Here is a 26,014-nt window from a genome sequence, read left to right on the forward strand (position 1 = left end):
CGGCTTCGCGCCATTCTTGGCACACTTCTCAGTTTTTGCGCAGTTTCGCATAATAAAATCCATCCATGCCGGAATCGCCCGGCAGAATTTGTCTTCCCACAGCCCGTGCCTGCCCCACGTTCAATAACAGGGTCTCCTCCGTCGCGTCGGGATGACGCCGCAGGAAAGCCGTCATCTGATTTTCGTTTTCGACCGGCAAGATCGAGCAGGTTATGTACAGAAGCTTACCTCCGGGTTTGAGCAAGGGCCACAGGCCGTCGAGGATGCTTTCCTGCGTGGTGGCCAGTCGCGCCAAGTCCTCGGGCTGGCGGCGAAGCTTGATGTCCGGATGACGACGAATCACACCGGTAGCGGAACAGGGCACATCGGCCAGGATCCGCTCGAACGGGCGCCCGTCCCACCACGGCGCCGGGTTTGCCGCATCGCCGATGATGGTGTTGGCTGACAGACCCAGCCGTGCCAGATTTTCCTTTATTAATTTGATCCGTTTCAGCTCCCGGTCGAGTGCCACCAGCTCGACCAGTTCAGGCATGTGTTCCAGCAGATGTCCGGTCTTGCCGCCTGGTGCGGCACAGGCGTCGAGCACGCGTTCACCGGGTTGGGCGTCGAGCAGCGTTGCGGCGAGTTGCGCGGCCGCGTCCTGCACTGAGACGTCGCCCGCGGCGAACCCGGGCAGTTCACTCACGGCCACGGGCGTATCCAGCACCACGGCGGTTTCGCTGAGCGGGTGCGCGGTCGCGGCAATGCCGGCCTGCGTCAGCCGCGCCAGATACTGGTCGCGCGATTGGTGCAATCGATTTACGCGCAACACCAGCGGCGGGCGCTCATTGTTGGCTACCAATATTGTCGCCCAGCTCTCTGGCCAGTGGCGTTTTATTTCCTCCAGCAGCCACGCCGGATGACTGAAGGCGGCCTGAGGACTCGCGGCGATAGCCGCCTGCGCGCGCGCCTCCTCGCGCAGTGAGGCACGCAGACAGGCATTGAGCAAATTCTTCGCCCAGGGTTTTTTCAGCGCTGCTGCCGCCTCCACGGTTTCCTTGACGGCGGCGTGCCGGGCGACGCGCATGTGTATCAGCTGGTACAGGCCGACGAGCAGCAGCGCGTAAACATCCTGATCTTTGGTCTTGAGAGGTTTGTCCAGGAACAGTGCAGCGACAGCGGTGAGTTGATCGAACCAGCGCAAGGCGCCATAGCTCATTTCTTGCACCAACGCGGCATCCCGCGCCTGCGCAGGCGGCAAGGTAGCGAGTATTTCGTCGAGCGCCGTATCCAGATAACGTGAGCGCACGAACACCGCTTCTACAACCTTCGCCGCCGCCGCGCGCGGATTGATCCGCGCTCCGGCGCGCTTAGTGGTTTGTGATGGTTTTCGTTTCATCGCCCAGCCGGCCGCCGGCCGCCAGCTTATGGCCATTCAGAAAATCGCCGGCCGACAGGATTTTCCCGCCTTCTGCCTGTAACCGTGTGAGGGATAGCGTGCCGTTCCCGGTCTGCACTCGAATACCGGAGGCATCGGCCTGCACGATAGTGCCCGGCAGGCCTGCAGTGCCAGACGCTTCCAGCGGCCCTGCCTCCCACAACCGCAGGGTTTTTCCGCCCCAGGTGGTGCTGGCCACCGGCCACGGAATAAGCGCGCGTATCTTGCGATGTAAAATCTTGGCCGGCAGGTCCCAATCGAGGAGTGATTCTTCCTTTCGCAGTTTCTTGGCATAGCATGCACCCGCGGTGTCTTGCGACTGTGGCGTGATGGCGCCGCGCGTCAGACGTTCGAGCGTGGCCACCAGGACGTCTGCGCCGAGCGTCGCCAGTCGGTCGTGCAATGTTTGCGCCGTGTCGGTTTCATGAATGGGTGTTCGCAACTCCGCCAGCACCGGACCGGTGTCGAGGCCAGCCTCCATCTGCATGATGCTGACACCGGTCACGGTATCGCCGGCCTCGATGGCGCGTGGAATGGGCGCGGCCCCGCGCCAGCGTGGCAGCAGCGAGGCATGCACATTGATACAGCCATGACGGGGGATGGCGAGCACGGCGGGCGGCAACAACAGGCCATAGGCGATGACAATCATGGCCTCGGGCGCGTCATGGCAAAGAATTTTTTCCTCACCGGAAATTTTTTCCGGCTGCCGGATTTCAAGACCGTGGATTAGCGCACACTGCTTCACCGGACTGGCGGCAAGCTTGCGCCCGCGTCCGGCGGGACGGTCCGGCTGGGTGTACACGGCGCGAATGCGATGACCGGCGCGCAGCAGCGCTTCCAGAGCAGGAACGGCGAAGGCGGGAGTACCAGCAAAAATGAGATTCACGTGGCGCCCCTTTACATTGTCAGGCGTTTGCCGCCGCCGTGCCCAGGAGAGAACGGTTTTGGCATGATTGAGGTGGTTATATTTTTAAATGTGTCCTGCTTGCGGCGGCTTCGTTCATCTCGCGGCCGTTCGCATTCCTGTTACGCGGGACCTCTGCTTCCTGCTCGCGCCCACGCTTCTCTAATTTTTTCCGGATGCGTGTTTGTTTCAGGCGCGAGAGATAATCGACAAAAACCTTGCCATCGAGATGATCGATTTCGTGCTGGATGCAGGTGGCAAGCAGCTCCTCGGCCTCGATCTCAAACACCTGGCCATCGCGGTTCAAGGCACGTACCCGAATGCTGTGGGCGCGCTCGACCGGTTCGTAGATGCCGGGCACGGACAGGCAGCCTTCCTCGAGAGTCTGCTCGCCTTCCCGTGAAAGGATCTCTGGATTAATGAGCACCTGTAGCTGATCACGCGTCTGCGAGATATCAATAACAATGATGCGCCAAGGTTCGTTGATCTGGATGGCCGCGAGTCCGATCCCCGGTGCGTCGTACATGGTCTCGGCCATGTCATCCACCAGCCGGCGGGTGTCGTCAGTGACCTCCGGGACCGGGTTGGCCTGGTGTCGCAGACGCGGGTCCGGATAGTGGAGAATGCTGCGAATCGTCATGGTATTTCAGTCAGAAAATCCTGGTTTACTTCCTGCCAAACAAGTTTATTATCAGTCTGGATGCCACTGAATAACAACAAAATTTAGCCTTTTGAGAGCCTTGGCGTTGCGCCCAAGCATGGACTACACTCAAAACGTCATCAGATTACAGGGAACGTGGACGAATGTCGCCTAAGCCTCTATTGGGAACCCGTTTTTTCCTTCTTATTACTGCATTGCTTCTGACTGTCCCCGTGCAAGTGGGGGCGGACGAAGTGCAGCTCAAGTCCGATCACCCCGAACGGTATACCGTGGTCAAGGGCGATACCTTGTGGGACATCTCGACCCGTTTTCTCAAGAGCCCCTGGCACTGGCCGAAAATCTGGAAGATCAATCAGGAAATCAAGAATCCACACCTGATTTATCCTGGTGACGTGGTGGTGCTGCGTTGGGTGGACGGCAAGCCGGTGCTGAGTGTGGAGCGCAAGGACATGGGAACGGGCCTGCCTTCGTTACCCGAGGCTGGCAAGGAACCCGTGGTGGAAAGGCCTGTCGATGACCGCACGGTGAGACTCTCTCCGCGCACACACAGCGAAGCACTCGAAGCGGCCATTCCCACTATCCCTCCGAATGCCATCGTTCCATTTCTGACAAAGCCGCTGGTGGTGGAAGAAGACGAGCTTGAGCAGGCCGGTTATATCACCACCGGGCTCGATGACCGCATTGCGCTCGGCGACAGCAGTCAGTTCTATGCTCGTGGACTGAAGGACGACAGTGCCGAGTACTACCAGATTTTCCGCCCGGGCAAGCCGATTCGTCATCCCGATACCGGCGAGTTGCTGGCCTACGAGGCCTTGTATCTGGGCGATGCGAGAGTTCTCGAGACGGGCGACCCGAGCAAGCTCGTCGTCACCGCGGTCAAGCAGGAAATCATTCCGACCGACCGCTTGCTGGTGGCCCCGAAAAAAGCCTCGCTGCCTTATTACTACCCGCATGCGCCCAAGACACAGGTGCAGGGAAGAATCGTCTCGGCGCTAAACGCTGTGGCCGAGATTGGCGCGAAAACCGTGGTCGGCATTTCGCTCGGAACGCGCGAAGGAATCGAAGAAGGCAACGTGTTGCGCATCATGCGCCATGTCGGCACGCACAAGGATCCGCTGACGCGCGAGCGTTACAACCTGCCGGACGAGGATTCCGGGCTGGTGCTCATTTTCCGCACCTACGAAAAAATGAGCTATGGGCTCATCATGACATCCACGCGGCCCGTGCATTTGCTGGACGCGGTTATCACGCCCTGACCTAGACGTAATCCCTCCCTCCTGGAGTAGACTGCGCGCCATGACCGGGGCGCCCTCTCCTAAATTATCCAGCGATACACTGATGCTGTGGTTGGCGCTGCGCCAACTGCCCGGCGTGGGCACGCGTACGCAACATGAACTGTTGGAAAACTTCGGTTCAATCGAAAATATTTTTTCCGCCAGCCGCGGCCAACTCGACAAGGCGTTGGCAGGAAAGAGCGAAGCTGTTAATTCCATTCTCGCCGGCCCCGCAACAGCAGCCTTCCAAACTGAATTAGATTGGCTGAATCGACCCGGCCACCATCTACTGGTCTGGTCAGACACTGATTATCCGCGGCTGCTGCGTGAAATCGCCGACCCCCCGGTATTGCTGCACGTCATGGGTAACCGGCAGGTATTATCGAGCCCGCAAGTCGCGATCGTGGGCAGCCGCAATCCAAGCCCCATGGGCCGGGAAAACGCGCAGGCCTTTGCCAGGAGTCTGGCCGGCGCGGGGCTGACCGTCACCAGCGGCCTGGCGCTGGGCGTGGATGCCGCCGCCCATCGCGGCGCGCTCGCGGCCGGCGGGATGACCATCGCGGTGGCGGGCACCGGGCTGGATCGTGTGTATCCGGCGCGACACCGCGATCTGGCGCATGAGATCGTCACGCACGGCGCGCTCGTGTCCGAGTTTGCGCTGGGCACGCCGCCGCTACCGGAAAATTTTCCCATCCGCAATCGCCTCATCAGCGGTCTTTCGCTGGGCACGCTGGTGGTGGAAGCAGCATTGCAAAGTGGTTCACTCATCACCGCACGGCTCGCCACCGAACAGGGACGCGAGGTGTTTGCCATACCTGGTTCGATCCACGCACCGCAGTCGCGCGGCTGTCACGCACTCATCCGTCAAGGCGCGAAGCTGGTCGAGACGGCACAGGATATTCTTGAAGAGTTGGGCCCGCTCGCGAGCGTGGCGCGCCACATAACGCCGGATAGTACTATGTCGACATTGGCGCTCGATCCACCCATGGCGGTGCTGTTGCAACAAATCGGTCACGACCCGGTCAGCGTGGACGCGTTAATTGAGCGCAGCGGATTGACGGCGGATGTCGTTTCCTCCATGCTCTTGCAAATGGAGCTGAACGGACTCGTGTTGAGTTGTCCGGGCGGCAAGGTTCAAAGGATTTCCTGACGCGACGAGAGCAGAGCGCAAACGACTGATGAAAGAAAATGTTTTCGATGTGCTGATGTATTTGTTCGAAAACTACATGGATGAAGGCACCGAATTCCATCCCGATCAGGAAGCGCTCACCTTCGAACTGACGCAGGCTGGTTTCCACCGCGGTGAAATCCGCAAGGCATTTTCCTGGCTGGACGGCTTGTCAACGCTGCGTGAGAATCGCGAGAACAATACCGACCAACTGCGGGCGGGAAGGCCCGTGTCGATACGCCACTACTCGCCCAATGAGCAGGAACGGCTCGACGAGGAATGCCGCGGTTATCTGCATTTTATGGAAGCCAGCGGCGTGATCGGTCCCGCCACGCGCGAGGTCATCATCGACCGGTTGATGGCGCTGGAAACGGACGATGTCGCGCTGGATCAGATCAAGTGGGTCATGCTGCTCGTGCTCTTCAATCAGCCCGGACAGGAATACGCGTATCACATGCTCGAGGACATGGTGTTTGACGAAATGCAGGGCCATCTGCATTGATTTCCATCATCATTCGCCCCCTATTCCAATCGTTTCCGTATCGCTGCCGGTGCCCGGCGACTTGACAAGCCCCGCCTGTTATCGTCAACAATTCGGGTCTGACACGATTTGCGCGCGTATAAATTCGCCGGAATGCATTCGGCGCGGAATTTTCTTTCACGGTGGTAATGAGCTAAACGAATGCCAAAACATCTGATAGTAGTGGAATCGCCGGCCAAGGCGAAAACCATGACCAAGTATCTGGGCAAGGACTTCACCTGCCTGGCTTCCTATGGCCATGTGCGCGACTTGATCCCGAAACAGGGCGCGGTGGAAACTGAAAATGGTTTTGGCATGAAGTACCAGTTGATCGAGAAGAACAAAAAACACGTCGATGCCATCGTCAAAGCGATGAAGAAAGCCGACTCGCTGTATCTCGCGACCGACCCGGACCGCGAGGGCGAGGCGATTTCCTGGCACCTGCACGAGATTCTGAAGGAAGAGAACGTCCTGGACGACAAGCCGGTGCATCGCGTGGAATTCTTTGAAATCACCAAGACCGCGATCCTGCATGCCATCAAGCAGCCGCGCAAATTGTCCGAGAATCTCATTAACGCGCAGCAGGCGCGCCGTGCCCTCGATTATCTGGTGGGTTTTAACCTTTCGCCGCTGCTCTGGAAAAAGGTGCGTCGCGGGCTATCGGCCGGGCGCGTACAGAGCCCGGCGCTGCGACTCATCGTCGAACGCGAGCTGGAGATCGAGAAGTTCATTGCGCGCGAGTACTGGACTATTGAGTCCGACCTCAACACCAAGGGCAAGGATTTCGTCGCCCGGCTGACCCATTTCAATGGCGAAAAACTCGAACAATTCACGGTCGACAACGGCGCGCGTGCCGCGGAGATTGACACCGCTTTGCAGGCCAAGGCGCAAGGCAAGCTGGAGGTCCTGTCGGTCGAGAAGAAGCAACGCCGCCGCAACCCGGCCCCGCCCTTCACCACCTCGACCCTGCAGCAGGAGGCCTCGCGCAAGCTGGGTTTCACCGCCCAGCGCACCATGCGCACGGCGCAGCAGCTCTACGAAGGCACGGATCTCGGTCACGGCGAAGTTGTCGGTCTCATCAGTTACATGCGCACCGACGCAGTGAATCTGGCCGCCGAGGCCGTGGCGGAAATTCGCGAGACCATCAAGGAGCGCTACGGCGCCGACAATCTCCCGGATGAACCGATTGCTTACAAGAACAAGTCCAAGAACGCCCAGGAGGCGCACGAGGCCATCCGCCCGACGTCGGCGGCGCGCCACCCGGATGCGGTCAAAGATCACCTGAAACCCGATCAGCTGCGACTCTACGAATTGATCTGGAAACGCACCATGGCCTGCCAGATGGTGCCGGCGGTACTCGATACCGTTACCGTGGACATGGCCGCCGGGGAGGGCAATGTCTTCCGCGCCAACGGTTCGACCGTGGTGAAACCCGGTTTCATGGCGGTGTACCAGGAAGACATCGACGACAAGCCGAAGGATGCGCCCGAGGGCGCGACCGAGGATGAGAAATTGTTGCCGCCGATGGAAAAGGGCGAATGGGTGGAGCTAAAAGCGGTACGGCCGGAACAGCACTTTACCGAACCGCCGCCGCGTTACTCGGAAGCGAGCCTGGTCAAGGCGCTCGAGGCCTACGGCATCGGCCGGCCTTCGACCTACGCCTCCATCATCTACACCCTCGAGAGCCGTGAATACGTGACGCTCGATAACCGTCGCTTCAAGCCGACCGACGTCGGCCGCGTGGTTAACAAATTCCTTTCGGAACATTTTTTCCATTACGTGGATTACGACTTCACCGCACGCATGGAAGACGACCTCGATGCGATCGCGCGCGGCGAAAAAGAATGGAAACCGGTGCTGCAGGATTTCTGGACCGATTTCATAGCCCAGGTAAAGGAGAAAGAATCCGTGGATCGTCCCGGCGTCGAAATGATGGATGAGGACTGCCCCAAATGCAGCAAGAAAGTGGCCAAGCGCCTCGGACGCAACGGCTATTTCATCGGCTGCACCGGTTATCCCGAATGCAATTACACGCGTAACGTGGACGACGCCGTTGGCGCTTCTAACGAGCCGGAGATCGTGCCCGACCGCAAGTGCCCCAAATGCGAATCGCACCTGGTAATCAAGCGCGGGCGCTACGGCCGTTTCATCGGCTGTGGCAATTACCCCAACTGCAAGCACATGGAGCCGCTCGAGAAGCCCGCCGACACCGGCGTGCAATGCCCGGAATGCAAACAAGCGACCATGCTCAAGCGCAAGTCGCGCTACGGCAAGGTGTTCTATTCGTGCGCGCGTTATCCTGACTGTAAATACGCCGTGTGGAATCCGCCGGTGGCCGAGCCTTGCCCCCAGTGCGGTTGGCCGATCCTGATGATCAAGACCACCAAGCGTCGCGGCACCGAGAAGGTCTGCCCGACGAGGAATGCCGAAGGCAAACCGGCATGTAGCTTCGCTGAACCTTACGAGGGTGAGGTGCCGTTCGCCGAGCCGCCTAAGGTCGCAGCCGGAGTTTAAAGTAAGCCGCTGCGGCGGCGCTGGCTTCGTTGCGCCGTCGCTCGGAATGCTCATTTACTGTCGTGTAAACTCCGCTTCCTCGCGCCGGCGCGCCTCGCCATCATCCGCCGGAGCGGCTTAGCCCGGACTTATGCAGTGAGGAACATTTTTACCGCCGCGATGAGCAGCACAACACCGAGTAGCTGACGTAATTGCACCGGCGCCAGCCGTCGTACGGCGAGTTCCGATCCCACGAGAGCGCCCCCGAATGCCGCCAGCATCATCCACGATAGACCGCGCGGCAATGTGGCACCGGCGCTGAGCAGGCCAGCCAGGCCGGCGATGGAGTTGACCAGAATGAACGCCGCCGACACGGCGGCGGTTGTGCGCATGTTGGCCCAGCGCAGAAACAGTAATAGCGGACTCAGGAAAATCCCGCCGCCCACGCCGGTTAGCCCCGAGACAAACCCGAGACCGGCGCCTACCGGCAGCGCTATTCCCGGCCGCGGCGCTGCGCGTGTCTGCGGTTCATGGCTGGCAAGGAGCAAGCGCCACGCGGCGACGAGCAGGGCGACCGCCACGAGATACTGATACGCGCGCTCGTGCAGTTGTATCGCCCCGCCGAGAAACGCGAGCGGAATTGAACCCAACGCGAACGGCCAGAACAACCGGGCGCTGAAAAAGCCGGCACGCCACAGGCGCACGAACACCAGCCCCGCCACCACGATGTTCATGGTGAGTGCCGCCGGTTTCATGAAGGTAGCCGATACGCCGAAGAGCGCCATCGCGGCGAGATAGCCGGAAGCGCCGCCGTGGCCGACGGAAGAATAGAGCAGTGCCGCCACGGCAATAAAGACGAGCAGCCACGGAAACAGGGATGAATCGAGCGATTCCAGTCGATGCCCTCGGTGGCGCGCAGCGGTCGGACGTGCTAGAAAATCAAGCAATGGTTGAGACAAGACATCTTATCCCGATTTCCCGAGCGAAAAAAACTGTTGGCAAGCTGGTTTTTGCCGGACTGGTGTGCCTGCTGGCTTCCTGCGTCAGTGCGCCAACCCGAATGCCCGGAATCGGTCAGCCGGTTTCCTGGACGGAACTCCCGGGTTGGCGGGACGACAGTCTCGCGCAGGCGTGGCCGGCGCTGCTGAACAGCTGCCAGAAGATGCCCGCGCGCGACGCGCGCTGGAGTGAGTTGTGCGCCGATGCCGCGTTGTTTCCCGTCCCGGGCGATGAAATGGCGCGCGCCTTTTTCGAGACGCGTTTTGTTGCATACGAGATATCTGGTGATGGCGGTACCGCTGACGGACTTATCACCGGCTATTACGAGCCGCTGCTGCACGGAAGTTTGATCAGGACCAAGCGCTTCCGTTACCCGCTCTACGGACGGCCGGAAGATCTGGTGGTGGTGGATCTCGGTGGCCTCTACCCGGAATTGCAGGGCAAGCGCTACCGCGGACGGCTGGGCGGGAACCGGGTGGTGCCCTATTACTCGCGTGCCGAGATCAGCAACGGCAAGCGTCCACCCGACGATGCCGTTATTGCCTGGGTCGACGATCCCGTGATGCTGTTCTTTCTCGAAATCCAGGGTTCCGGCCGTATTCAATTGCCGGATGGAAAAATGCTGCATGTCGGCTATGCCGATCAGAACGGCCATCCCTATGTTGCGATCGGACGCACGCTCGTGGACTCCGGTGCCATAAAGCTGGAGGAAGCGACCATGCCGACGATTCGCGCCTGGCTCAAGGCCAACCCGGGCAAGGCCCAGGAAATTTTGAACAGCAATCCCAGTTATGTGTTCTTCATGCTGCGCGAACCGGGAGCCTCGGGCCCGGTGGGCGCGCTCAACGTGCCGCTGCTTCCGGAACGCTCTATCGCGGTGGATCCCGGTTTCATACCGCTGGGCAGTCCGGTGTGGTTCGATACTTCATTGCCGGGGAATGGTGAGGCTCGACCGTATCGGCGCCTGGTCTTTGCGCAGGACACCGGTGGCGCGATTCGCGGTCCGGTGCGAGCCGACCTGTTTCTCGGATTCGGTGAAACCGCCGAGCGCGTGGCGGGCGCCATGCGCCAGCGCGGGAAGATGTATGTATTGCAGCCGGTGGCACGCTCGTTGAACTAACGGGCAATGGCCACGTCACCACAGTTGCCGGCGCGCGTCACAGGAAAAAGCCTGAGCTCACCTTCGACCACTTTCGTCATCTCTACGACCAGCTGACCTACTGCCTGTACGTTCTCGCGCGCCGGTGGCCGCTGCCTATCGGCTGGCGCCGATTTGAGCCATAAGGCATGCGCCAATCCCATGCTATGGCCGGCACGGCCAGGGTGGGCCGCCAACAGGGACGATAACCAGGCACGGTCCGATCGTGAGGCCGTGGACTTGGTGGTGGCGATGCCGACGACGTACGCCCACGCTTCTTGAGCCGACTCCATCGGGCGCGTGTAGTAGGCCGGTGCGTTTTGAAACACTGGACGCTCGTCGATGGCCGGACGCGCAATGGCGATAAGTCGCAACGGTGCCAACCGCACGTACCCACTGAACATCACGCCTTGCGGATATTTATTTGTCAGTGTTTCCCATATCTGTGAAACCGGTGTGGCTGGCTCCAGGCGCAAGCTCGATTCATGTTCGCGATCGGACGGGATATACACAAAGCCGCTGGACTGAAAATAACGATTGCTGACCGTCGCGAAATATTTCGCCGAATCGGCGCGCGTGGTACGTACCCACACCAAGCCACCCACGGCGAGGGCATCACCCAAGCCCTCCCAACCGCCGATGGCGGCTGAGCCCATGCCGAACTGCATATGGCCGGCATCGAGATATATTTCTTTGACGTTGTCAGGTATTCGCGCCTGCGCACGCGCCAACAGGTTGCCAGCCACACAGGGCGTGGCGGCGCGCCACCACAGCGGTCCGAAAATGACGGCACCGGCGATGCCGATGCCGAGCAAGATGCCGAGTTCTTTTCTCAGCGGCATGGGGAATCAGGAGGCTGTCACCGTCGCCGCCGGATTGCCGCAGAGTTGCATCAGCTCTTCGCCGATCACTGCGCGGCGCCAGCCGCGTACCAGGCTGCCGGAGCTGTCGCCAGCGATGAGCTTCAGCAATTCCCGGCGCGGTGCCAGCAGGGTCGCGCTGATTTTCATCTGCTCGGCGATGGCACGTACGCGCGTTTGCAGATGTTCATATAAGGCTTGCTGCCCGCGGTCGAGGCGTCGTGGTTCTTCCCACAGACGCTCGGGCTTCATCGTCAGGCCGTGTTGAATGGCGTGAACTATTTCCTCGCCCCCTTTGCGCACTGGCGATCCACCCATGCCGGCGATCTGGCCGAGTGCCTCCACGGTCGTCGGCGTGGCCAGAGCGGTTTCCACCAGCGCGGCATCGGAAGCGACCCAGCCGCGCGGCAGGTTGTGTTTCTGCGCCGCCAGTTCGCGCCAGGCCGCCAGTTCGCGCAGTATCATCTGCGTGGCGGGCGGCAGCGACTGGCCCTGCTTCAGGCGCCGGAAGGCCTCGCGCGCGTCGTTTCGATAAAGCCCGGGGTCGGTGAGCGCGGCGCATTCTTCCCGCAGCCAATCGGTCCGTCCGAGGCCTTCAAGTTTTTGTGCGAGCAATTGATACACGTCGCGCAGGTAGCGTACGTCGTCTTCGGCGTAATGCAGCTGGTCTAGCGGGAGCGGACGCGCTTCCCAGTCGGCGCGCGTATGCAGCTTGGGAAGCTTGTGACCCGTGATGGATTCCACCAGTGAGCCGTAGCCGATCTGGTCATCGTAACCGCACAGTGAGGCAGCGATCTGGGTGTCGAACACCGGCGCGGGCGGTGTCCCGCGAATATCCGCGAATACTTCGAGATCCTGACGCGCGGAATGGATGACCTTGAGCACGTCCGGCGAATAGATTATCTCCAGTAGTGGCTCGATGGTCGGCAATGCGATGGTGTCGACGCAGGCGATGATCTCCGGGGTCGCCACTTGCACCAGGCACAGGCGCGCGTAATAGGTCCGCGTGCGCATGAATTCCGTATCCAGCGCTATCCACGGGTGATCGCGTAGCGATGCGCACAAGCGCGTGAGCGACGTCAGGTCCTGAATCAGGGATTCTTCCATGGACGAAGTGTATTCATTTCCCGCGTCCTGCCCAACTGCGGTTCAGGCACGCCGGTTTTGGTTTATCATTAGACGATGAACCGGCGTGGGCACGAGACGGGCAGCCGGAAAATAACGTGGGTTGCCGGGATATGGCTGGTATTGGCCTTGGCCGCTTGCGAACCTTTCTGGAGCACGCCGGAAGGTCGCGCGCGGGAATTCATTGAGGCCCTGGTGGTCAGCCCGGCAGAGATCCAGCCGCTGCGCGATATCGCCAATCTTCCACCGGAAGAAAATCCCGAAGCCCTGATCGGTGACCTCTCCGCCCGCATCAGCCTGGATTTTCTGCGTGCCCGGCAGGCCCAGGGCGTGTCGCTGAAATTTGTCCAAGGCGAAACTCGGCGAACGGATGACACACACCGTGCGGCCATGATTCATGTCACCTATCTGCAGCCCGGAACGCCTGTGACCGGCGAAGTTCGGTTCCTGGTTCGGATCGAGAAAGTCGCTCAAGCCCGCTGGCGCATTGCCCGTGTCACGGGCGATAATTGAAAATGAGTTTTCACCGCATTTACTCCGCGTGCTCAGCGGTAGCTAATCATAATTTCATAAAACCATGCCGCTGAAAATATTGATCGGTATCTGTTTGTTGCGCGCCAGCCCCCAGGACCTGACGGCCTCGCGCGCCGGGATGTTGGGAGCACTCGTTGCCTACGCCGCGGCGGGCATGCTCGGTGTGCTCGATGTGCTCACATTCGAAAACGCCATTCTGGCGGCGGCGGTGGACACGCTGCTGCTTACCGCCGTAACACATTTGGTGTTGCAGTGGCGGCAGCTGGAAAATCGCCTGACCCAGACGCTCACCGCACTGGCCGGTTGTGGTGCCCTGTTGTCGCTGCTGGCATGGGGTGCCGCCGGTCTTGTGCGTGAAGTATTTCAGCCGGAATGGGTATGGGCGGCCTTTTTAGTGTGGTATACGCTGGTATTCGGGCACATATTGCGGCATGCCCTGTCTATTAGTCTGGCGGCCGCTTTGGCCGCGAGCCTTTTTTACCTGATTTTTTCGATTGGTGTGACGGGTCTTTTCATGAATCCAATTCCAGCGACGAACTGATGCGCATTCATATTCTCGGTATCGGGGGGACCTTCATGGGTGGCGTGGCGCTGCTCGCGCGCGATCTCGGTCACGAGGTTAGCGGCTCGGATGCCAAGGTTTATCCGCCCATGAGCACTCAGCTCGAGGCACAGGGCATCCGGTTGATGGAGGGTTACGTCGCGGCACATCTCGACAGTGCCAGGCCCGATCTCGTGATCATCGGTAACGCGCTGTCGCGCGGAAATGCGCTGGTCGAGGCAGTGCTGGACCGCGGCCTTCGTTATACCTCTGGAGCGCAATGGATTGCGGAAAATGTTTTACACGGCCGCTGGGTGCTCGCGGTGGCCGGCACACACGGCAAGACCACCACGTCCGGCATGCTGGCCTGGATACTGGAGTACGCCAAACTCAGACCCGGCTTCCTGATCGGCGGCGTGCCGGAGAATTTCGGCGTTTCGGCGCGTCTGGGCGATGGTCCGTTTTTTGTCATCGAGGCCGATGAATACGACACCGCCTTTTTCGACAAGCGCTCGAAGTTTGTCCATTACCGCCCACGCACCGCCATCCTGAACAATCTTGAATTCGATCACGCGGATATTTTTCCTGACCTCGCCGCGATTATCCTGCAGTTTCACCACTTAATACGAACCATACCCGGATCGGGACTGATCGTGGTGAACGCACAGGACGAGAATCTGTCCAATCTGCTGACCGTGGGTTGCTGGTCTCCGGTGGAGCATTTCGGATCGGAAAGCGGATGGCAGGCCGTTCCGCTCAAGCCAGATGCCAGCCGTTACCAGGTGTTGTTTAATAAGCAGGGCCAGGGCGAGGTCTCGTGGGACTTGCTCGGGAACCACAACATGGCCAATGCTCTGGCGGCAATTGCCGCGGCGCGCCATGCCGGCGTGCCGGTCAAGACCGCCATCGCGGCGCTGGCGAAGTTCCGCAACGTCAAGCGCCGGCTCGAGGTGCGCGGCGTGGTTAGCGGCATCACGGTGTATGATGATTTTGCGCATCATCCCACGGCGATCACGGCCACGCTGGAGGCCTTGCGCGCCCGTGTTGGTAACGCGCGCATCCTGGCGGTGCTGGAATTGCGCTCCAACACCATGCGCATGGGAGTGCACCGTGACACACTGGCCGGCTCTCTGGTGCATGCCGACAAGGTATGGATGCTGCGGCCCGCTGACCTTAACTGGAATTTGGAACGGGTGACGAACGCCCTGCAAGGACGCGGACATGTCTACCCGACGGTGGAGGAAATCATCGAGACGCTGTCTCGGGAGGCGCGCCCGGATGATCATATATTGATCATGAGTAACGGCGCTTTCGGCAGCATTCATACCCGGCTGCTTGAGCAATTACAGAAGCGCTAGCCGTGCACTACTTGCATAGCCGGGCCGGTTTTTTTACGCTCAATTAAAATATCCCACGGAGAACCATAATGAAACGATTTTTAGGCGGCTGTTTGATGGCTCTGTTCCTGCTTCCGGGACTGGCCCAGGCTGGATTCGAGGAAGGAAAGCACTATATGGTCCTGCCCTTTCCGGCGGCGGTCGAGACCGACGACAAAATTGAGGTGCGGGAATTTTTCTGGTACGGCTGTCCGCATTGCTATGTGCTGGAGCCAGTACTGGCGAAATGGCTGAAGAAAATACCCGCCAACGCGCAATTCGTGCGCTCCCCCGGCACTGCCCCGCGCTGGGTGATTCATGGCCAAGCCTATTACACCTTTGAGGCAATGGGCGCGCTGGAAAAACTGCACGGCGCTTTTTTCAAGGCGGTGCAGGAGCAGCCGGGAGCGTTCAATGACGAAAAGGCCATTGCCGGTTTCGTCACGAGCCACGGCGTGGCCCGCAAGAAATTCGACGAGGCATTTAATTCATTCGGCGTGCGCCTGAAACTGGAGAAGGCGAAGCAACTCAACCAGGACCTGAACATCAGTTCCGTGCCCGCGATCGTGGTGGATGGAAAATACATGACTACCAGCGCCATGGCCGGCGGCGAAGACGCCATGTTGAAATTGCTGGATCACCTGATCGGCAAGGCTGCCAAGGAACGCAAGAAAAAACCGGCAAAAAAGTAGCAGTTAAAGTGACGGCGTAACGCCACGGTCGCACCGGTTTTCCCCGCGCTGCTGGCAGGTTTCTCGCGGGGTTACCGCGTATTCTGTCACGGGCAGGGAGTGTCGCGCCTGCTAAGCTAGGGTGGAGTGGCACGCCGGCCACTTCCCCGGTTTCCGGCGATCTCGGGCTGTCATGGATAGAAAGCAGACGAACAACACCACCAAGGATCAAAGCCTGAGCGCCCGCTGGCGATCCTCGATGCTGGCGGACGGCAACGCCGCGTATCTTGAGGAGCTCTACGAGCAGTTTTTACACGATCCCGCCTCCGTGCCTTCCGACTGGCGCATTTACTTCGGGAGCCTGCCGCGTGTCGATGGCGTGGAGCGGGATGTTTCCCATTCCGACGTGCGTGAGGAATTCCGCCAGATCGCACATCGCCGTCCACTGCCGGCCAGCGCCGCCCGCGAGGTGCCACGAGCCGCGCCGGCCGAGTCCGCGCACAACCAGGTCAAGGTACTGCAGCTGATCAATGCCTATCGCTATCGCGCGCACCAGATAGCGATGCTCGATCCGCTCGGGCTGCGGGAACCACCAAACATCCCCGAGCTCGACCCGCGTTATTACGGATTGGGCGATCCCGAACTCGACGTGGTTTTCGAGACCGGTTCGCTGGTGGGATCCCGACAGGCTACGTTGCGTGAAATTCTCGCGCAGCTGCGTTCCACCTACGCTTCCACGATCGGCATCGAATACATGCACATCAACGACACGGCGGAAAAGCGCTGGCTGCAGAGCGGGATCGAGAGCGTCCGCGGCGCACCCGCGTATCCTCCCGAGACGCGGCGAAATTTGCTCGAGCGGTTGACCGCGGCCGAAGGTATCGAGCACTTCCTGCATACCAAATACGTTGGACAGAAGCGTTTTTCACTCGAGGGCGCCGAAAGCCTGATTCCGTTGCTGGATGAGGTGATTCAGCGTTCCGGCGCGAACGGAACGAAAGAGGTGATCATTGGCATGGCGCACCGCGGGCGGCTCAACGTGCTGGTCAATATCCTGGGCAAGAGCCCGGCCGAATTGTTCCGCGAGTTTGAGGGCAAGGCACAATCGAGTGGCGGTACCGGCGACGTGAAATACCACCTGGGCTATTCCTCTGACATCGGCACCGAAGGCGGTGCCGTGCACGTGGCGCTCGCGTTCAACCCGTCGCATCTCGAAATCGTCGGACCGGTGGTGCAGGGCTCGGTGCGGGCGCGGCAGGAACGGCGTCAGGACAGTCGCGGCAATCGCGTGTTGCCCGTGGTAATCCACGGCGACGCCGCCTTCGCTGGTCAAGGCGTGGTGATGGAAACTTTCAACATGTCGCAGTCACGCGGGTATGCAACCAAGGGCACTATTCATGTCGTGATTAACAACCAGATTGGATTCACCACGAGTCACCAGCAGGACGCTCGCTCCACGCTCTACTGCACAGACGTTGCCAAGATGGTGGGTGCGCCGATATTTCACGTCAACGGTGACGATCCCGAGGCGGTGCTGCTGGTCACGCAAATCGCCCTCGACTACCGCATGACCTTTCACAAGGATGTTGTGATCGATCTCTACAGTTACCGCCGTCATGGCCATTCCGAGGCCGACGAGCCGACCGTGACCCAGCCGCTGATGTACCGGCGTATCCGCGAGCTGGTGACAACGCGCGCCCTCTATGCCGGGAAACTAACTCAGGCTGGCGTTGTTACCGAGAACGCGGCCGCTGTCATGGGTCGGGAATATCAAGCGCGGCTGGACTCCGGCAATAATGTTGCGCCGCATCACGTCAGCCGGGAAACCGCGGAATACGACTACCTCGCTGATTGGACCCCTTACGTGAATGGTCGCTGCGATCCCTCCACCCACACACACAGCAGTCTCGAGACCATCCGTTCCCTGACCGAAAAGATGTTGCATGTTCCGGAAGGGTTGGAACTGCATCCGCAGGTGGCCAAAATTTACGACGCCCGACGCAAAATGGCGGCCGGCGCGCTACCGCTGGACTGGGGTTTCGCCGAAAATCTTGCCTATGCCACGCTGCTGCAGGACGGTTATGGCGTGCGTCTATCCGGTCAGGATTCGGGGCGCGGCACCTTTTTTCATCGCCACGCCGTGGTGCATAACCAAAAGGACGGCACGGCCTACGTGCCGCTGCGCAATCTTTACGAAGGCCAGCCGCGTTTTCTGGTGATCAATTCGCTGCTGTCGGAAGAAGCAGTGCTGGCCTTCGAATACGGTTATGCCACCACCGATCCTCGCACGCTCACCATCTGGGAGGCGCAGTTCGGCGACTTCGCCAACAATGCCCAGGTGGTGATCGACCAGTTCATTGTGTCCGGGGAGCAGAAATGGAACCGGCTCTGCGGGATAGTGTTATTTCTGCCGCACGGATTTGAAGGCCAGGGTCCGGAACATTCCTCGGCGCGGCTGGAGCGCTACCTGCAGCTCTGCGCCCAGCAGAATATGTTCGTGTGTGTGCCGACTACCCCGGCGCAATTTTTTCATCTGCTCCGGCGCCAGATGCTCTGGTCCTGCCGCAAGCCGCTCGTGGTCATGACACCCAAAAGCCTGTTGCGCCACCGCGGTTCGGTGAGCAGTCTTGAGGATCTGACGCAGGGGCGTTTCAAGGCGGTTCTGCCCGAAGCGGATGAGCTCGATAACAAGTCGGTGAAAGAACTCATCTTCTGTAGCGGCAAAATATATTTCGATCTCATCGAGCGCCGCGAAGCGCTCAAGCGCCTCGATGTCGCGATCCTGCGCATCGAGCAGCTTTACCCGTTCCCGGAAGAGGATTTGAAACACGAGATGGCGAAATATCCCAACGCCGGCCGTTTCATCTGGTGCCAGGAAGAGGGACAGAACAAGGGTGCGTGGTATCAGATTCAGCATCATCTGCGGCGCATCGTTCCGCCGGCAGCGACCCTGGAATATCATGGCCGGCCTTTGTCCGCCGCCCCGGCGGTGGGCAGCTACCAGCTGCACATCACCCAATTGCATGAACTGCTCGACCAGGCGCTGGGGCAGATGACATGATTCTCCGCGGAGACCACCATGGCTACTGACATCACGGTCCCGGTTTTTCCGGAATCCGTCACGGAAGGCACCATCCTGACCTGGCACAAGCAGCCGGGCGAAAAGGTCGCGCGCGATGAACTGCTGGCGGAGATCGAAACCGACAAGATCGTTTTCGAAGTCCCGGCGCCCGCCGACGGGGTGTTGGCCGAGATCAAGGCCCCGGTCGGCGCGACCGTGAAATCGGGTGAAGTGCTTGGCCGTCTGGACAAGTCCGCGTCAGGGACGATGGCCCCGCCCAAACCGGCGACCGGGAAACCGGCATCCGCCCCCGCCCCCCCTGCCATGCCGTCCGCCAAACGAATAATGCTGGAGCAGGGAATCGATGAACGAAAAATTTCGGGCAGCGGCAAAGACGGCCGGGTCCTCAAGGAAGATGTGTTGAAGCACGTTGATTTCACCGAGCCCGTGCCGGTTGTGTCCGTCCCGGAAGCGAAACCGAAATCGAAGCCGTCTGCCCCCTCCCCTGTCTCAGCTCCCGCCATGCCGGCCGGGGAGCGGCCAGAGAAGCGCGTGCCCATGACACGCTTGCGCAAGCGTATCGCCGAGCGCCTGGTCGAGGCGCAGCACACGGCCGCGATCCTGACGACCTTCAACGAGGTCAATATGCAGCCGGTGATGGAGTTGCGCGCGCGTCACCGCGAACGTTTCGAAAAAGAACACGGAGTGCGTCTGGGCTTCATGTCGTTCTTCGTGAAGGCCACGGTGGAGGCGCTGCGGCACTTCCCCGGGATCAATGCTTCGATCGACGGCGACGAGGTCGTTTATCACGGCTTCTACGACCTCGGCATCGCGGTCAGTTCGCCGCGCGGTCTGGTGGTGCCGGTGCTGCGCGACGCCGACACTCTGAACATGGCTGAGATTGAGTCCCGTATCCGGGACTTGGGCGAGCGTGCGCAGAATGCCCAGCTCACGCTTGAGGAAATCACCGGCGGAACCTTCACCATCACCAACGGCGGCGTGTTCGGCTCGCTCATGTCCACCCCGATCCTGAATCCGCCGCAAAGCGCGATCCTGGGCATGCACAAAATCCAGGACCGGCCGGTGGCGGAAAAGGGCCAGGTCGTGATCAGACAGATGATGTACCTGGCGCTTTCCTACGACCATCGCCTAGTGGACGGGCGCGAGGCGGTGCAGTTCCTGGTGATGATCAAGGAACTGCTGGAAGATCCGGCGCGCCTGCTGCTGGAGGTGTGACCATGACTGACCGTTACGATCTGGTTGTAATCGGCGCCGGCCCGGCGGGGTACACCGCGGCCATCCGTGCCGCCCAGCTCGGCCTGAAGGTGGCGTGCGTGGACGACTGGCAGACCATCGCCGGCGAAGCCGCACTCGGGGGCACCTGCCTCAACGCCGGTTGCATCCCTTCCAAGGCTCTGCTTGAAACTTCCGAACTGTTTGTCCAGGCGCGCGATCACGGCTCGGCACTGGGCCTCAAGTTCAAGGGACTCGGCCTGGATCTGTCGGCCATGCTGGCGCACAAGGACAAGGTGGTGTCCGAACTCACGCGTGGCATTGCCACGCTGTTCAAGGCCAATGGCGTGACATTTATACCGGGGCGTGGAAAATTGTTGCTCAACAATATTGTAGAAATTTCCGCAAAGTCGAAATCGCAGATCGAGGCCGAGCACGTGATCCTGGCGAGCGGTTCGACGCCCGTCAATCTCAAGAGCGCACCGTTCGACGGCGATCGCATCGTGGATTCGCAAGGGGCCCTCGAGTTCAAGGAAGTGCCAGAGCGTTTGGGCATTATCGGCGCCGGTGTGATCGGTCTGGAGCTTGGCAGCGTATGGCGCCGGCTCGGTGCCGAGGTGGTGCTGCTGGAGGCGCAGGAAAATTTCCTGTCCATGGCCGATGAGCAGATCGCGCGCGAAGCGCTCAAACAGTTCACTGCACAAGGTCTCGATATACGTCTTGGCTCACGAGTGCTGGAAAGTAAGGTCGAGAAAGGCGCCGTGACGGTTCGCTATCAGGATAAGGATGGCGATCACACGGAAAGCGTGGATCGTCTGATCGTCGCAGTGGGTCGGCGCCCCAACACCGTCGGACTCGCTAGCGACGACAATCGTTTGTTGCTGGATGAATGGGGCTTCGTGCATGTCGATGAGCACTGTTGCACGAATCTGCCCAAAGTCTACGCCGTGGGTGACTTGGTGCGCGGGCCGATGCTGGCGCACAAGGGAATGGAAGAAGGCGTGATGGTGGCCGAGCGCATTACCGGGCGCGAAACGACAGTGAACTACGACGTCGTGCCTTCGGTGATTTACACCCAGCCCGAGATTGCCTGGGTGGGCAAGACCGAGCAGGCACTGAAGGCGGCGGGTATTGCCTGTCGTACCGGCGTTTTTCCATTCGCGGCCAACGGCCGCGCCAAGGCCATGGGCCAGGCCTCCGGATTCATCAAGGTGCTTGCCGATTCAAGTACCGACCGTGTGCTGGGCGTACACCTGATTGGCCCCCATTGCTCCGAAGTCGTCGCCCCGGCGGCGCTCGCCATGTCTTTTGGTGCCTCAAACGAGGACATCATGCTTACCATGTTTGCTCACCCGACGCTGTCCGAAGCGCTGCACGAGGCGTCGCTTGCCGTGGCCGGCCACGCTATTCATATGGCGCAGCCGCGGCGGGGGAAGTCGTAAAACCTTAACGCGTCAAAGTGTGGTGCGGGGGAAGTTCAGCCTTTCTTTTTGCTGGAACGGCGTGTTGATTTGCCCTTTTTCTTGTGCGGCGCCCCGGATGCTTTCTTGATGCTGCACTTTCCCATCCGGATGGCTTGCCAGTCCTTCAGCAGGTCGGTGAACGTCTCGGTCGCGAGCGGCTCGCTGCAGAAGTAACCCTGGATGATGTCGCAGCCCTGGTTACGCAAGTACCCGAGTTGTTCGCTGGTTTCGACGCCCTCGCCGATCACCTTCATGCCGAGCGTGTGGGCCATGACGATGATGGCGCGCACGATGCCCGCACCATAGCGGTCGTGGGCGATGTCCTTCACGAAGCTGCGATCGATTTTCAGGAAATCGATCGGGAAACGCTTGAGGTAACTCAGTGACGAATAGCCGGTGCCGAAGTCGTCGAGGGAGATCATCACGCCCAGGTCCTTCAGTTCTTTCAGGATCGCGACCGCCGATTCCATGTCCTGCATCAGCAGGCTTTCGGTCAGTTCGAGATCGAGATTCCGGGGTTCCAGGCCGGTTTCCCCGAGAGCCCGTTTGACGACTTCCGCGAAATCTTTTTGCTGCAGTTGCTTGCTCGAGAGATTCACCGCCACGTGCAGGGCCGGGAAGCCGGTCGCGTGCCAGACCTTGACCTGGGCACAGGCGGTACGCAGCACCCATTCGCCGATGGGCACGATCAGGCCGGTTTCCTCGGCAAGCGGAATGAATTCCATCGGCGGGATCAGCCCGCATTCCGGGTGCTGCCAGCGCAACAGCGCCTCCATGCCCACGATGAGCCCGCTCTGCATGTTCACCAGCGGCTGATAGTGCAGCACGAATTCCTCGCGCTCCAGCGCGCGCCGCATACCGGTCTCCAGTTCGAGTTGGCGCGCGGCGCGGGCATTGAGTTCCGCGGTGTAGAACTGGAAATTGTTCCGCCCCAGCGACTTGGCGTGGTACATGGCGGTGTCGGCGTTTTTCAGCAGATTCTCGGTGTTGTTGTCGTCGAAGGGATAGAGCGTGATGCCGATGGAGGGCGACGCGAACAGGTCGCGCCCGGCGATGCGGAACGGCGGTATGAACTGATCCAGAATTTTCTGCGCCACGCGTGTCACGTCGTTAATATGCGCAATATTGCCCAGTATCAGGATGAATTCGTCCCCGCCCAGTCGTGAGATGGAATCGCCGGGACGCAAGCTGGCCTTCAGGCGCACAGCGACTTCTTTCAGCAGCGCGTCACCCACGTCATGCCCGAGGGTGTCGTTGATGTTCTTGAAGCGGTCGAGATCGAGAAACATGACGGCGACCAGGCGGTCGCGGCTTTCGGCCTCCAGCATGGCACGGGAAAGACTGTCGTTGATCTGCTGGCGATTGGGCAGGCCGGTGAGCGAATCGTAAAAGGCGAGATTGTGCAGGCGCTCCTGCACCTGTCGGTGTTCGGTAACGTCCTGAACCGTCCCGATCATGCGGATCGGTTTGCCGTTTTCATCGAAAGTGACCTCGGCCTGTTCGTGCACGATGCGCTCCGTGCCGTCGGGCCGCACGATGCGGTGGTCGATGCTGTAGGGTTCCTTCTCGTGCATGGCCTTGTTGACCGCGTCGATGACGGATTGCCGGTTGTCCGGATGCACGAAACTCAGGAATGCCTCATAGGTCGCGTCGAACTGTTGCGGTGTGAGGCCGAAAATGCGGTAGATTTCGTCGGACCAGTGCAGCTCGTTGGTGACGATGTTCCAATCCCAGTTGCCGAGATGCGCGATGCGCTGGGCGCGTGCCAGGCTCGCCTCGCTCTCGCGCAACGTCTCCATTGTCTGCATGCGCTCGGTGATGTCCTGGATGATGGCGACAAACACGGGCGGTGACTCGGCGCGCGAGAGGTGCAGTTGCACCTCCACCGGGTAAAGCGAGCCGTCCTTGCACTGGTGCACGGTCTCGAACACCACCCGGCCGGTGTCGTCCCGCCACAGCGGCGCGATCAGGGAATCGAATTTCTCGCGCGTAAAGTCCGGCTTGATGTCCAGCGGTGTCATGTGCGCGAGTTCTTCCGCGCTGTACCCCAGATTGCGTCGCGCCCCCTAGTTGACCTGTACAAAGCGCAGGGTTTCGGCGTTGATCACGTAGATTTCATTGGAAGATTTGTCGAGAATGCGGCCCAGGCGCAACACGGTGTCTTCGGTTTTTTTGCGGTCGGTGATGTCCTCGGAGATGCCGAGCAGGTAAAGCGGCTTTCCCGCCTCATCCAGAATCGGGATTTTTTTGGTGTGCAGGATGCGCACGCCTTTGTGGCGGGTGTGAATGGATTCCTCGGGGACATCATGGAACTGGCCGCTATTTAGAACCTGCTTGTCCTTGGCGGTGAAAAAATCCGCCTCTTCCTTGGTGAAGAAGTCGTAATCGCTCTTGCCGAGCATCTCGTCGCGGGAATAGCCGAGCAATTCCTCGGCGGCCTTGTTGAAGCGCACGAACCGCAGGTCTTTTGCATCCTTGACGAACAGCATGTTGGGGAGATTCTCGACCACGGAATTGAGGAATGTCTGCATGCGTCGGTTTTCGTTTTCGGCCAGCACGTGCGCGGTGATGTCCTTGCCGGTGGAAACGAAATGCGTGATGTTTCCATTTTCGTCCTTAAGCGGCGTGATGGTTTTCTGCTCGTAGAACAGCTCGCCGTTTTTCCGGCGGTTGATGAACACGTCGCGGAACGTCTGGCCGCTCCGGACGGTCTCCCACAGGTGCTGATAAAACGCCGGCTCGTGTTTCCCGGACTTGACGATATTCGATTTTTTGCCCAGCGTCTCTTCCCGGCTGAAACCCGTGGTTTCTTCGTAGGCCGGGTTCACGTACTGGATGATGCCGTCGCGGTCGGTGATGATCACGGAGTCTGCTGTCTGCTCGATGGCGCTTGAGAGCTTCCGCGTCTCGGCTTCCGCTTGCTTGCGTTCGGTGATATCGCGCAAGAACACCAGGCCCGCGGGCTTTCCCTGCCAGACGGTGGCGGCGGCGCTGATTTCCATCGGAACGCGCTTGCCATCTTTGGCCACGAATACCGTTTCATACTGGTTGGGGACGTGATGGCCTGTCATGCGCTTGCGGAACAACTCGGTCACCCGCTCCTGCTCGTCAGGGTGAACAATGTCCTTGATCGTGGTCTGCAGCAGTTCATCGATGCGGTACCCCAGCATCTCCGCGATCCGCCGGTTGGCAAAGACATGTCGGCCGGCCCGATTGACCAGAATGCCTTCATCGGCGTTTTCCGCGAGTGATCTCAGGTTTGTCTCGCTCGCACGCAGCATCTCTTCCGCCTGTATGCGCTCGATCTCCGCCGCGGCACGCGAGGTGCAGATCCGCAGGACGGATTTCACCGGCTCCTCGTCGGGCATGGCCTGGCTGTGCATCACCGCGAGCAGCCCGAGCGGCTGCTGGGCCGAGCCGAACAGCGGATGGCCGATGTAGCTCTCGATCCCCATCTCCACCAGCATGTGGTCTTCGGGGAACAGGTTGCGAATATCGCGGGGATAGTGGCAGGGCTCCCTGCCGACGACGTTTTCGCACGGGGTGCCGTGGAGTTGGTAGCTGAAGTTCTGCCCGATCTCGCCGCGGACGCACACGGCCATGACATGGATGCGATTGGGGTCGTCGGCATCCAGCCGGCCGATAAAAGCAAAATCCGCTTCCAGCGTCTGGCACAGAGCCGCCACGAGGTGGCGGAAGAATTCTTCTCCGCTCGCCATCGAAATCGCCTGCGCGATCTCGCGCAATATGATGTCGCTTGAATGTGGGCTCATGTGCGTCTTACTGTTACCTATGGGCTACGCCGCACCGTACGGTGCGGGGTTCCGCTGTTTTCCCCGGTCAAGTGGAATTGACTCCGGTACCGATGCCGGTTTCTGGTTTTGTGTCACCCTGTTCCAGTGGCTTTCCCCTAAAAAATTTGTATGGGTATATGCAAACTTTAGACCAGTTTCATATGGCTCCGCCTGTGCAAAAAGGGTATTGGGAACATCCCTGATTTAGGGGAATAACAGCGTTGAAGTTGGTCAGAGCCTTCGAATACCTTCGAGGAACTCCATATAAAACATAAGCCCCGCAAGGGGGCTTATGTTTTATATGGGGCGCCCGAGAGGATTACTCGGCCGTTACGGGCTTCGCCCCTTCGGGGCCAGTGTCGCTGCGCTCCGCTGTCCAAATTGCATCCTCGACTCCGCAATCGGTGCATCCCTGCGCCGCTCCTCACCCTCGGCGGATTTGCCGAACCTCTGGATTTATGAAAAATCGGTCAGTGGTTCGAAACCATCAACGACCGTAACCCAAAGCAAAAAAAGCCCCCGCGTGGGGGCTTTTTTTGCTTTGATGGCGCGCCCTAGAGGATTCGAACCTCTGACCTTCAGCGTCGGAGGCTGACGCTCTATCCAGCTGAGCTAAGGGCGCTTATTTTGACAATGGTAACACTCGAATCATCCAGTCCCCGGAGTGCATGCGTCAACGGGCTTCCGGGAACCTCCGATTTACCCAGCTGAGCTAAGGGTGTTGATAAGGATTTGATCTTGATCATTTCCCGGGCGCAGCGGAGAGGCAAGAATACCTGTCG

At 60.0% G+C, this 26,014-nt stretch carries 20 protein-coding genes and 1 tRNA gene; 12 read left to right on the forward strand and 9 right to left on the reverse strand.

The genetic code is table 11. The features are described 5' to 3' along the window. Positions 1 to 28: 28 nt before the first annotated feature. The 3 genes from rsmB to def all read right to left on the reverse strand — a co-directional run bounded on the left by rsmB (position 29) and on the right by def (position 2,961). On the reverse strand, positions 29 to 1,333 hold the full coding sequence (gene rsmB / locus NUV55_RS00925; protein WP_367280311.1) for a 16S rRNA (cytosine(967)-C(5))-methyltransferase RsmB: 1,305 nt from the start codon (positions 1,331 to 1,333) through the stop codon (positions 29 to 31). A 16-nt stretch (positions 1,334 to 1,349) separates the two neighbouring features. Then, positions 1,350 to 2,303, reverse strand: coding sequence for a methionyl-tRNA formyltransferase (gene fmt / locus NUV55_RS00930; protein ID WP_296669564.1), 954 nt, complete (start codon positions 2,301 to 2,303; stop codon positions 1,350 to 1,352). A 76-nt stretch (positions 2,304 to 2,379) separates the two neighbouring features. Next, positions 2,380 to 2,961, reverse strand: a complete 582-nt coding sequence (def, locus tag NUV55_RS00935) for a peptide deformylase (RefSeq protein ID WP_296669566.1) — start codon at positions 2,959 to 2,961, stop codon at positions 2,380 to 2,382. 215 nt (positions 2,962 to 3,176) lie between these two features. Between def and NUV55_RS00940 the strand changes: the two genes are divergently transcribed. The 4 genes from NUV55_RS00940 to topA all read left to right on the forward strand — a co-directional run bounded on the left by NUV55_RS00940 (position 3,177) and on the right by topA (position 8,458). Continuing rightward, positions 3,177 to 4,238 carry a LysM peptidoglycan-binding domain-containing protein gene (locus NUV55_RS00940; protein ID WP_296669568.1) on the forward strand — a complete coding sequence of 354 codons (1,062 nt, stop codon included), beginning with the start codon at positions 3,177 to 3,179 and terminating at the stop codon, positions 4,236 to 4,238. Positions 4,239 to 4,278: 40 nt separating this feature from the next. Next, positions 4,279 to 5,406: a DNA-processing protein DprA gene (dprA, locus tag NUV55_RS00945; protein WP_296669570.1), complete on the forward strand. Its 1,128-nt coding sequence runs from the start codon at positions 4,279 to 4,281 to the stop codon at positions 5,404 to 5,406. A 28-nt stretch (positions 5,407 to 5,434) separates the two neighbouring features. Further along, positions 5,435 to 5,926: a DUF494 family protein gene (locus NUV55_RS00950; RefSeq protein ID WP_296669572.1), complete on the forward strand. Its 492-nt coding sequence runs from the start codon at positions 5,435 to 5,437 to the stop codon at positions 5,924 to 5,926. 180 nt (positions 5,927 to 6,106) lie between these two features. Continuing rightward, on the forward strand, positions 6,107 to 8,458 hold the full coding sequence (gene topA / locus NUV55_RS00955) for a type I DNA topoisomerase (RefSeq protein WP_296669573.1): 2,352 nt from the start codon (positions 6,107 to 6,109) through the stop codon (positions 8,456 to 8,458). A gap of 128 nt (positions 8,459 to 8,586) precedes the next feature. Here topA and NUV55_RS00960 read toward each other — a convergent pair whose 3' ends face one another. Further along, positions 8,587 to 9,396, reverse strand: a complete 810-nt coding sequence (locus tag NUV55_RS00960) for a sulfite exporter TauE/SafE family protein (protein WP_296669575.1) — start codon at positions 9,394 to 9,396, stop codon at positions 8,587 to 8,589. Here NUV55_RS00960 and NUV55_RS00965 point away from each other — a divergent pair. Further along, positions 9,384 to 10,556: a murein transglycosylase A gene (locus NUV55_RS00965; protein WP_296669577.1), complete on the forward strand. Its 1,173-nt coding sequence runs from the start codon at positions 9,384 to 9,386 to the stop codon at positions 10,554 to 10,556. The two genes, NUV55_RS00960 and NUV55_RS00965, sit on opposite strands and share 13 nt — an antisense overlap. Here NUV55_RS00965 and NUV55_RS00970 read toward each other — a convergent pair. Both NUV55_RS00970 and rnd read right to left on the reverse strand, forming a co-directional pair. Beyond that, positions 10,553 to 11,416 carry a hypothetical protein gene (locus NUV55_RS00970; RefSeq protein WP_296669580.1) on the reverse strand — a complete coding sequence of 288 codons (864 nt, stop codon included), beginning with the start codon at positions 11,414 to 11,416 and terminating at the stop codon, positions 10,553 to 10,555. The genes NUV55_RS00965 and NUV55_RS00970 overlap by 4 nt on opposite strands. A 6-nt stretch (positions 11,417 to 11,422) precedes the next feature. Then, positions 11,423 to 12,541, reverse strand: coding sequence for a ribonuclease D (gene rnd / locus NUV55_RS00975; protein WP_296669581.1), 1,119 nt, complete (start codon positions 12,539 to 12,541; stop codon positions 11,423 to 11,425). A gap of 75 nt (positions 12,542 to 12,616) precedes the next feature. Here rnd and NUV55_RS00980 point away from each other — a divergent pair, with 75 nt between their 5' ends. The 7 genes from NUV55_RS00980 to lpdA all read left to right on the forward strand — a co-directional run bounded on the left by NUV55_RS00980 (position 12,617) and on the right by lpdA (position 21,417). Further along, positions 12,617 to 13,072 carry a hypothetical protein gene (locus tag NUV55_RS00980; protein ID WP_296669583.1) on the forward strand — a complete coding sequence of 152 codons (456 nt, stop codon included), beginning with the start codon at positions 12,617 to 12,619 and terminating at the stop codon, positions 13,070 to 13,072. A 64-nt stretch (positions 13,073 to 13,136) separates the two neighbouring features. After that, entirely contained in the window at positions 13,137 to 13,634 is a 498-nt protein-coding gene (locus tag NUV55_RS00985) for a hypothetical protein (RefSeq protein WP_296669585.1), read from the forward strand. Beyond that, the gene (gene mpl / locus NUV55_RS00990; protein WP_296669586.1) at positions 13,634 to 14,992 is read left to right on the forward strand and encodes a UDP-N-acetylmuramate:L-alanyl-gamma-D-glutamyl-meso-diaminopimelate ligase; all 1,359 of its coding nucleotides are present in this window, start codon (positions 13,634 to 13,636) and stop codon (positions 14,990 to 14,992) included. Before NUV55_RS00985 ends, mpl begins: the two co-directional genes overlap by 1 nt. Positions 14,993 to 15,060: 68 nt before the next feature. Next, on the forward strand, positions 15,061 to 15,702 hold the full coding sequence (locus tag NUV55_RS00995; protein ID WP_296669588.1) for a thiol:disulfide interchange protein DsbA/DsbL: 642 nt from the start codon (positions 15,061 to 15,063) through the stop codon (positions 15,700 to 15,702). Between the two features lie 172 nt (positions 15,703 to 15,874). Then, the gene (locus NUV55_RS01000) at positions 15,875 to 18,742 is read left to right on the forward strand and encodes a 2-oxoglutarate dehydrogenase E1 component (protein WP_296669590.1); all 2,868 of its coding nucleotides are present in this window, start codon (positions 15,875 to 15,877) and stop codon (positions 18,740 to 18,742) included. Positions 18,743 to 18,760: 18 nt separating this feature from the next. Continuing rightward, positions 18,761 to 19,978: a 2-oxoglutarate dehydrogenase complex dihydrolipoyllysine-residue succinyltransferase gene (odhB, locus tag NUV55_RS01005; RefSeq protein ID WP_296669592.1), complete on the forward strand. Its 1,218-nt coding sequence runs from the start codon at positions 18,761 to 18,763 to the stop codon at positions 19,976 to 19,978. 2 nt (positions 19,979 to 19,980) lie between these two features. Beyond that, a complete protein-coding gene (gene lpdA / locus NUV55_RS01010) occupies positions 19,981 to 21,417 on the forward strand; it encodes a dihydrolipoyl dehydrogenase (RefSeq protein WP_296669594.1) in 1,437 nt (478 codons plus the stop codon). Between the two features lie 35 nt (positions 21,418 to 21,452). Here lpdA and NUV55_RS01015 read toward each other — a convergent pair whose 3' ends face one another. The 3 genes from NUV55_RS01015 to NUV55_RS01025 all read right to left on the reverse strand — a co-directional run bounded on the left by NUV55_RS01015 (position 21,453) and on the right by NUV55_RS01025 (position 25,854). Further along, positions 21,453 to 23,489, reverse strand: coding sequence for a GGDEF and EAL domain-containing protein (locus NUV55_RS01015; RefSeq protein ID WP_296669622.1), 2,037 nt, complete (start codon positions 23,487 to 23,489; stop codon positions 21,453 to 21,455). Positions 23,490 to 23,504: 15 nt separating this feature from the next. Beyond that, positions 23,505 to 25,211 (reverse strand): PAS domain S-box protein, encoded by a 1,707-nt coding sequence (locus tag NUV55_RS01020; RefSeq protein WP_296669596.1) that lies wholly within the window; start codon positions 25,209 to 25,211, stop codon positions 23,505 to 23,507. 566 nt (positions 25,212 to 25,777) lie between these two features. Then, a tRNA-Arg gene (locus NUV55_RS01025) sits at positions 25,778 to 25,854 on the reverse strand. Between the last annotated feature and the right edge of the window lie 160 nt (positions 25,855 to 26,014).

The organism is Sulfuricaulis sp., assembly GCF_024653915.1.
Taxonomy (GTDB): domain Bacteria; phylum Pseudomonadota; class Gammaproteobacteria; order Acidiferrobacterales; family Sulfurifustaceae; genus Sulfuricaulis.

What these genes read in the sequence shown, in the direction of transcription:
- def (WP_296669566.1), bottom strand. Translation starts at nt 2,961, where the DNA reads ATGACGATTCGCAGCATTCTCCACTATCCGGACCCGCGTCTGCGACAC.
- dprA (WP_296669570.1), top strand. Translation starts at nt 4,279, where the DNA reads ATGACCGGGGCGCCCTCTCCTAAATTATCCAGCGATACACTGATGCTG.
- NUV55_RS00950 (WP_296669572.1), top strand. Translation starts at nt 5,435, where the DNA reads ATGAAAGAAAATGTTTTCGATGTGCTGATGTATTTGTTCGAAAACTAC.
- topA (WP_296669573.1), top strand. Translation starts at nt 6,107, where the DNA reads ATGCCAAAACATCTGATAGTAGTGGAATCGCCGGCCAAGGCGAAAACC.
- NUV55_RS00965 (WP_296669577.1), top strand. Translation starts at nt 9,384, where the DNA reads ATGGTTGAGACAAGACATCTTATCCCGATTTCCCGAGCGAAAAAAACT.
- NUV55_RS00970 (WP_296669580.1), bottom strand. Translation starts at nt 11,416, where the DNA reads ATGCCGCTGAGAAAAGAACTCGGCATCTTGCTCGGCATCGGCATCGCC.
- rnd (WP_296669581.1), bottom strand. Translation starts at nt 12,541, where the DNA reads ATGGAAGAATCCCTGATTCAGGACCTGACGTCGCTCACGCGCTTGTGC.
- NUV55_RS00980 (WP_296669583.1), top strand. Translation starts at nt 12,617, where the DNA reads ATGAACCGGCGTGGGCACGAGACGGGCAGCCGGAAAATAACGTGGGTT.
- NUV55_RS00985 (WP_296669585.1), top strand. Translation starts at nt 13,137, where the DNA reads ATGCCGCTGAAAATATTGATCGGTATCTGTTTGTTGCGCGCCAGCCCC.
- mpl (WP_296669586.1), top strand. Translation starts at nt 13,634, where the DNA reads ATGCGCATTCATATTCTCGGTATCGGGGGGACCTTCATGGGTGGCGTG.
- NUV55_RS00995 (WP_296669588.1), top strand. Translation starts at nt 15,061, where the DNA reads ATGAAACGATTTTTAGGCGGCTGTTTGATGGCTCTGTTCCTGCTTCCG.
- NUV55_RS01000 (WP_296669590.1), top strand. Translation starts at nt 15,875, where the DNA reads ATGGATAGAAAGCAGACGAACAACACCACCAAGGATCAAAGCCTGAGC.
- odhB (WP_296669592.1), top strand. Translation starts at nt 18,761, where the DNA reads ATGGCTACTGACATCACGGTCCCGGTTTTTCCGGAATCCGTCACGGAA.
- lpdA (WP_296669594.1), top strand. Translation starts at nt 19,981, where the DNA reads ATGACTGACCGTTACGATCTGGTTGTAATCGGCGCCGGCCCGGCGGGG.
- NUV55_RS01020 (WP_296669596.1), bottom strand. Translation starts at nt 25,211, where the DNA reads ATGAGCCCACATTCAAGCGACATCATATTGCGCGAGATCGCGCAGGCG.